The following is a 6,788-nucleotide window of genomic DNA, read 5'->3' as shown; positions in this document are numbered from 1 at the left end:
CAGCGAAGCGAAGGGTCGCAGACAGTGGGGTCGCCTTTCTTTTGCCTACGTTTCTTTGGCGAAGCAAAGAAAAGTAGGTCGCCCGCCGGGGCGAGACCCGGCCTCGGGAAACAAACCAAGCCCAACAGTCCCGTGACTTGTAGACTGCACACCATATGCAGCAAACACCCCTCAGCTGGCAAAGCAAAGCCATCCGCCGCATCGAAGCCGACTACCACCGCAGCGCCGACACGCACCTCATCCCGCTGCCGCTGCCAACGCTCGCCGCCCAAGGCATCGACCTGTACCTGAAAGACGAGTCGACCCATCCCACAGGCAGCCTCAAGCACCGCTTGGCGCGATCGCTCTTCCTCTACGCACTGTGCAACGGATGGGTGCGCGAAGGCACGACCATCGTCGAGGCTTCGAGCGGCTCGACGGCAGTGAGCGAGGCCTACTTCGCGCGCCTGCTGGGCCTGCCCTTCATCGCCGTGATGCCGCGCAGCACCTCACCAGAGAAAGTGGCACAAATCGCCTTCTACGGCGCGCGCTGCCACTTCGTCGATCACGCGGCGCAGGTCTACGAAGAGGCGCGCGCGCTCGCCGAGCAGACCGGCGGCCACTACATGGACCAGTTCACCTATGCCGAACGCGCGACCGACTGGCGCGGCAACAACAACATCGCAGAAAGCATGTTCCAGCAGATGGCGCGCGAGCGGCATCCGGTGCCGGCGTGGATCGTGGTGGGCGCGGGCACCGGCGGCACCAGCGCCACCATCGGGCGCTATGTGCGCTTTCGCTGCCACGACACGCAGGTGTGCGTGGCTGACCCCGAAGGCTCGGTGTTTTCGGCCTATCACCACACGGGCGATGCCACGCTGACCGCGGCGGGCTCGCGCATCGAAGGCATCGGACGGCCGCGCGTGGAGCCGAGCTTCATCCGCACGCTGGTCGACCGCATGATCGAGGTGCCCAATCTCGATTCGGTCGCGGCCATGCATGCGCTTTCGGCGCTGCTAGGGCGCAAGGTCGGGCCCTCGACCGGCACCAACTTCGTCGGCATGCTGGCCATCGCACGCGAGATGCGCGCGGCCGGACGGCAGGGTTCCATCCTTTCGCTGCTGTGCGACGCGGGCGAGCGCTATCTGCCGAGCTATCACGATGCGGCCTGGGTGCAAAGCACCTTCGGCGACATTGGACCGGCGCAGCAGCGCATCGACGCGATGGTTGCGGAGTAATGCCGACGCGGGCCTGCAGCCATCTTTCTCGGCGCAGCTTGATGCTCGCGGCGCTTGCGGCCGCATCGCCCGCAAGCTGGGCCTTGCCCGCGCGCACCCTGCAGTTCCCGCGCGACTTCGGCAGCCATCCCGATCTGCAAACCGAGTGGTGGTACATCACGGGCCACGCGAAGACGGCATCGGGACGCGAGTTCGGTTTTCAGGTGACGTTCTTCCGCTCACGCGTCGATGCGGCGCAAAAGCTGCGCTCGGCCTTTGCGGCCAAGCACCTCGTGTTCGCGCACGCAGCCGTCACCGATCTGGAAGGCCGCGTGCTACTGCATGACCAGCGCATTGCTCGCGCCGGCTTTGGCATTGCATCGGCGAGCGAAGCCGATACCGACGTGCGGCTACGCGACTGGTCGCTGCTTCGCAACAAGGACGGCAGCTATTCGGCGCACATTCCGGCCGGGGAGTTTTCGATCGACCTGCGCTTCACGCCCACGCAGCCGGTGCTGCTGCAGGGCAAGGCCGGGCTCTCACGCAAGGGCCCCGAAGAAGCACAGGCAAGCTACTACTACAGCGAACCGCAGCTGAAAACCCAAGGCAAGCTGGGGCTCAAGAAAGGCCAGTCATTCGACGTCGACGGCACAGCGTGGCTCGACCACGAATGGAGCGAGGCGCTGATGCATCCCGATGCGGTGGGTTGGGACTGGATCGGCATGAACCTGGAGGACGGCAGCGCCCTCACCGCCTTTCGCCTGCGGCGCGCCGACGGCGGTGCGCTGTGGGCGGGCGGTTCGTTTCGCACCCGCGAGGGTGCGCTGCGCAGCTTCGGCAGCGACGAGGTGCGCTTCGACGGTACCAAGGCGTGGAGCAGCCCGCGCACGCAGGCGAAGTATCCGACACAGTGGCGCGTGCAAACGCCGTCAGGGAACTTCGAAGTGCGCGCCCTGCTCGACGACCAGGAGCTCGACAGCCGCGGCTCGACCGGCGGGGTGTATTGGGAAGGCGTCAGCGACCTGCTCGACGCGCAAGGCCGGCGCATCGGCCGTGGCTACCTGGAGATGACCGGCTACGCCGCACCGCTGAGGCTCTGATCTCACGAAGCAGCCCGGCTGTCATCACGCCGTCATGCCGAGCCCCTGAACTCGGCGTTCGACATGCACGTGGTGCCGCCAAGGCTCGAATGAAGAACAGACCCCCGATCATCAACGTCGCGTTGCTGCTGGTGCTTGCCCTGGCCGCTGCAGCGGGCGCTGCATGGGCATACGCGACTGCGCTTCGTGCTGCCCCGCCGGCGAACACCGCGATGTTTGAAATTCGCTGGCATGGCAACGGCATCATCCTTCAAGGTGCGGTGAGGGACGTCGCCACGCAGCACGCGCTGGTCGAAGGCGCCGCGGCAAGGCTCGGCGGCGAGGCCGATCAGGTGGTGGACTGGCTGGACATCACGCCCGCAGCACTGCCGGTGGCGGACGTTGCGGCGCTTGCCGCTGTCCTCCAACTGGGGCAGGAGGGCTGGCATCTGCAGCGGCGAGCCGATGATGGGTGGCTCGCCGTGCAGTCGCCCGGCGACGCGCGCAGTGCGCAAACCAGCGAGCTGCTGAAACGCGCCTTCGGCCGCGGCGTGACCATTCGCCTGATCGCCCTGCCCTGAGAGCCCGTTCGCAACGCGGCGTCACGGCGACGTCATCTGCCATCTTCAGCATGCGCTGCATTCCACACAGAGGAGAGGCTCATGCACGCATCATTGAAACCACATCTCGTCCTGGCGGGGATTGCGTTGGCCACGCTGTCCGCCTGCGGCGGAAGCAGCAGCAATTCGAACGGCTTTCTTCCCGTCGCCGCCGCGCCTGCACCGCCCCCCGCGCCGCCAGCGCCCGCGCCGGCTCCGGCCACGCCCGGCAGCGTGGACGTGAAGCTCATTGCCTTCAACGACTTGCACGGCAACCTCGAGCCGCCCAGGCTGTCGATCACCGCGCCGGCCAAGAGCGGCGGCACGGTCGCGGTCCCCGCCGGCGGCGCAGCCTACCTCGCTTCGGCCATCGCGTCGCTCAAGGCAAAGAACGAGAACAACGCAGTGGTGTCCGCCGGCGACATGATCGGCGCCTCGCCGCTGGTGTCGGCGCTGTTCCTCGACGAGCCGACCATCGAGGCCGTGAACGAGATGAAGATCGACTTCAACGCCGTGGGCAATCACGAGTTCGACAAGGGCCAGACCGAACTCCTGCGCATGAAGAACGGCGGCTGCGCCAAGAACACGCCGCTGGAGCCCTGCCGCGTCAACAAGGCCTTTCCGGGCGCCAACTTCGGCTTCCTGGCGGCCAACACCGTGAAGACCGACGGCACCACGCTGTTTCCCGCCACGGGCATGAAGACCTTCACGAAGGATGGCGCCACGGTGAAGGTGGCGTTCATCGGCATGACCCTCAAGGGAACGCCCAGTATCGTGACGCCCGCCGGCGTTGCCGGCTTGAGCTTCAAGGACGAAGCGGACACCGCCAACGCATTGATTCCGCAGCTGAAGGCACAGGGCGCCGACGCCATCGTCGTGGTGGTCCACGAAGGCGGCACGACCACGGTGGGCTATAACGACAAGAGCTGCGCCGGGCTGAGCGGCGACATCCTGCCGATCCTCGACAAGCTGGACGCATCGGTCGACGTGGTGATCTCGGGCCATACGCACCGCTCGTACATCTGCGACTACGGCAAGACCAACCCGGCCAAGCCCTTCCTTCTGACGAGCGCCGGCCAGTACGGTACCTTGCTGACCGACATCAACCTGACGATCGACACGCGGACGCGCAAGGTCACGGCCAGGTCGGCCGACAACGTGATCGTCCAGGGCGAGGCGTACACCAGCGGCGCCAGCACGATTGCGCTGACCGACCAGTACCCGACGTTCGGCAAGAACCAGCAGGTGGCCGCGCTCGTCAGCCAATACCTCTCGATCGCAGCGCCGCTGGTGCAGCGGGTGGTGGGCACGCTCTCCGGCCCGGCCACGCGCACGCAGACGGCATCGCGCGAGAGCGTGCTCGGCAACCTGATCGCGGATGCGCAGCTCGACGCCACGAGCCCCAGCAACAAGGGCGGCGCGCAGATCGCGTTCATGAACCCCGGCGGTGTGCGCGCCGACCTCGTGCCGGCCGGTGACGGCAGCGTGACCTATGGCCAGATCTTCAGTGTGCAGCCCTTTGGCAACAGCCTGGTGGTGAAGACGATGACGGGAGCGCAGATCAAGGCACTGCTGGAGCAGCAGTTCAACAGCGGCACCAACACGGTTGCTTCGCCGCGGGTGTTGCTGCCTTCTCGCAGCCTGAGCTACAGCTACAGCCTCTCGGCGCCCGCGGGTTCGCGCATCAGCAACATGGCGCTCAATGGCACCGCGATGGCCGACGGCACAAGCTACCGCGTGACGATGAACAGCTTCCTGGCCACCGGCGGAGACAACTTCACGGTCTTCAACCAGGGCACCGACACGCTCGGCGGCGACCAGGACGTGGATGCGCTGGAGGCCTACATCAAGGCGAACAGCCCGCTGGCACCGCCTTCGACCAACCGCATCACCGCGCTGCCCTGAACGGGCTTTGTGTCCGAAGCGAAAGGGCGTACAGGGTCCGCCCTTCTTTCTTTCGTTTCAGACCTTGCCCCGCCTGCGGTCGAAAAACGCGATGACCTCGCCCATGATGCCTTTGCGGAATGCCAGCACGCAGACCACGAAGATCAGGCCGGTGACCATGGTGACCGATTCGCCGAGCGTGTTGAACCAGTCGACACCGGTCAGGCGTGCCATGAAGGTGCCGAAGTCGCCGACCTTGTTCTCCAGCAGAACGACGACCGCCGAACCCACCAGCGGCCCCGAGAGCGTGCCGAGCCCGCCCACCAGCGTCATGAGAATCACGTGGCCCGATGCGGTCCAGTGCACGTCGCTGAGCGACGCGAAGCCGAGCACCAGCGTCTTGAGCGAGCCTGCCAGGCCCGACAGCGCGGCCGATATCACGAACGCCAGCAGCTTGAAGCGATTGACGTCGTAGCCCAGCGAGATGGCGCGCGGCTCGTTCTCCTTGATGCCCTTGAGCACTTGCCCGAAAGGCGAGTGCACGGTCCGTGCGATAAGCAGGAAGGCCGCCACCACGATCACCAGTGCGACGTAGTACATGGTGAGGTCGTTGCGCAGGTCGATGAGGCCGAAGAGCTTGCCGCGCGGCACGCTCTGCAGGCCGTCCTCGCCGCCCGTGAAGGGTGCTTGCAGCGCGACGAAATACATCATCTGCGCAAGCGCCAGCGTGATCATCGAAAAGTAGATGCCTTGGCGGCGGATGGCGAGCCAGCCGAACACCAGCCCCAGCAGCGCGCCGGCCAGCGTGCCCGCGATCAGTCCGAGCTCGGGCGTCAGGTGCCACACCTTGAGCGCATGGCCCGTGAGGTAGGCAGCGCCGCCCAGGAACGCGGCATGCCCGAATGACAGCATGCCGGTGTAGCCCAGCAGCAGGTTGAAGGCGCAGGCGAAGAGTGCGAAGCACAGCACCTTCATCACGAACACCGGATAGAAGCCTATGAAAGGTGCGGCGATGAGCGCCAGCAGCAGCACACCGTAGACGACGAGCGATATTTTCTTCATGAACTTATTTCTCGCTGCCGAACAGGCCCGCGGGGCGGATCAGCAGCACCACGACCATGATCACGAAGACCACGGTGGCCGAAGCCTCGGGATAGAACACCTTGGTGAGCCCCTCGATCACGCCGAGCCCGAGGCCCGTGAGAATGGCGCCCATGATCGAGCCCATGCCGCCGATGACGACGACCGCGAACACGATGATGATGAGGTTCTGTCCCATCAGCGGTGAGATCTGGATCACCGGCGCGGCAAGCACGCCCGCAAATGCGGCCAGCGCCACACCGAAGCCGTAGGTCAGCGTCACCATCAACGGCACGTTGACGCCGAAGGCCTCGACCAGCCGCGGGTTCTCGGTGCCCGCGCGCAGGTAGGCGCCGAGCCGCGTCTTTTCGATGGCATACCAGGTGGCAAAGCACACGACCAGCGATGCCACCACCACCCAGGCGCGATAGTTGGGCAAAAACATGAAGCCGAGATTGGTGCCGCCGCTCAGCGCTTCGGGCGTGCTGTAGGCCAGGCCCGAGACGCCATACACGGAGCGGAAGCCGCCTTCGATCAGCAGCGTGAGGCCGAGCGTGAGCAGCAGGCCGTAGAGGTGGTCTAGCTTGTAGATCCAGCGCAGCAAAAGCCGCTCGATCAGCACGCCGAACAGGCCGACGATCAGCGGCGCCACCACCAGCATGACCCAGTAGTTGACGTTGAAGTAGGTCATCGCCATCCACGACAGCACCGCCCCCATCATGAACAGCGCGCCATGCGCAAAGTTGATGACGTTGAGCAGACCGAAGATCACCGCCAGCCCGAGGCTCAGGATCGCGTAGAACGACCCGTTGACCAGCCCCAACAGGAGCTGGCTCAACAGGGCAGGCAGGGAAATGTTCATCGTAAAGGCGAGGTTCGGAAAGACGGCAGCGGCTTCGCAACGAAGCCGCCGCGCACGGCCACCCCCCGCTCACGGGGGTTGGCGAAGC

General features: G+C 65.7%; 6 protein-coding genes. 4 read left to right on the top strand and 2 right to left on the bottom strand.

Features of this window, described 5'->3' with window-relative positions:
• Positions 1-155 precede the first annotated feature (155 nt).
• The 4 genes from J2X92_RS15870 (at position 156) to J2X92_RS15855 (ending at position 4,779) form a co-directional block, all read left to right on the top strand.
• The gene (locus J2X92_RS15870) at positions 156-1,217 is read left to right on the top strand and encodes a PLP-dependent cysteine synthase family protein (protein WP_307576915.1); all 1,062 of its coding nucleotides are present in this window, start codon (positions 156-158) and stop codon (positions 1,215-1,217) included.
• A 41-nt stretch (positions 1,218-1,258) separates the two neighbouring features.
• Positions 1,259-2,296 (top strand): lipocalin-like domain-containing protein, encoded by a 1,038-nt coding sequence (locus tag J2X92_RS15865; protein ID WP_307576914.1) that lies wholly within the window; start codon positions 1,259-1,261, stop codon positions 2,294-2,296.
• A gap of 89 nt (positions 2,297-2,385) precedes the next feature.
• Positions 2,386-2,856: a hypothetical protein gene (locus J2X92_RS15860; RefSeq protein ID WP_307576913.1), complete on the top strand. Its 471-nt coding sequence runs from the start codon at positions 2,386-2,388 to the stop codon at positions 2,854-2,856.
• Between the two features lie 81 nt (positions 2,857-2,937).
• The gene (locus tag J2X92_RS15855) at positions 2,938-4,779 is read left to right on the top strand and encodes a bifunctional metallophosphatase/5'-nucleotidase (protein WP_307576912.1); all 1,842 of its coding nucleotides are present in this window, start codon (positions 2,938-2,940) and stop codon (positions 4,777-4,779) included.
• 57 nt (positions 4,780-4,836) lie between these two features.
• Here J2X92_RS15855 and J2X92_RS15850 read toward each other — a convergent pair whose 3' ends face one another.
• Both J2X92_RS15850 and J2X92_RS15845 read right to left on the bottom strand, forming a co-directional pair.
• Positions 4,837-5,820: a branched-chain amino acid ABC transporter permease gene (locus J2X92_RS15850; protein WP_307576910.1), complete on the bottom strand. Its 984-nt coding sequence runs from the start codon at positions 5,818-5,820 to the stop codon at positions 4,837-4,839.
• A 4-nt stretch (positions 5,821-5,824) separates the two neighbouring features.
• Positions 5,825-6,700 carry a branched-chain amino acid ABC transporter permease gene (locus J2X92_RS15845; protein WP_307576909.1) on the bottom strand — a complete coding sequence of 292 codons (876 nt, stop codon included), beginning with the start codon at positions 6,698-6,700 and terminating at the stop codon, positions 5,825-5,827.
• Positions 6,701-6,788 lie beyond the last annotated feature (88 nt).

It is taken from the genome of Variovorax paradoxus, assembly GCF_030811855.1.
GTDB classification, from domain to species: Bacteria; Pseudomonadota; Gammaproteobacteria; order Burkholderiales; family Burkholderiaceae_C; genus Variovorax; species Variovorax paradoxus_L.
Note: the sequence above shows the minus strand (reverse complement) of the source record. Positions and strands in the feature narration are given on the sequence as shown.

What these genes read in the sequence shown, in the direction of transcription:
- J2X92_RS15870 (WP_307576915.1), top strand. Translation starts at nt 156, where the DNA reads ATGCAGCAAACACCCCTCAGCTGGCAAAGCAAAGCCATCCGCCGCATC.
- J2X92_RS15865 (WP_307576914.1), top strand. Translation starts at nt 1,259, where the DNA reads ATGCTCGCGGCGCTTGCGGCCGCATCGCCCGCAAGCTGGGCCTTGCCC.
- J2X92_RS15860 (WP_307576913.1), top strand. Translation starts at nt 2,386, where the DNA reads ATGAAGAACAGACCCCCGATCATCAACGTCGCGTTGCTGCTGGTGCTT.
- J2X92_RS15855 (WP_307576912.1), top strand. Translation starts at nt 2,938, where the DNA reads ATGCACGCATCATTGAAACCACATCTCGTCCTGGCGGGGATTGCGTTG.
- J2X92_RS15850 (WP_307576910.1), bottom strand. Translation starts at nt 5,820, where the DNA reads ATGAAGAAAATATCGCTCGTCGTCTACGGTGTGCTGCTGCTGGCGCTC.
- J2X92_RS15845 (WP_307576909.1), bottom strand. Translation starts at nt 6,700, where the DNA reads ATGAACATTTCCCTGCCTGCCCTGTTGAGCCAGCTCCTGTTGGGGCTG.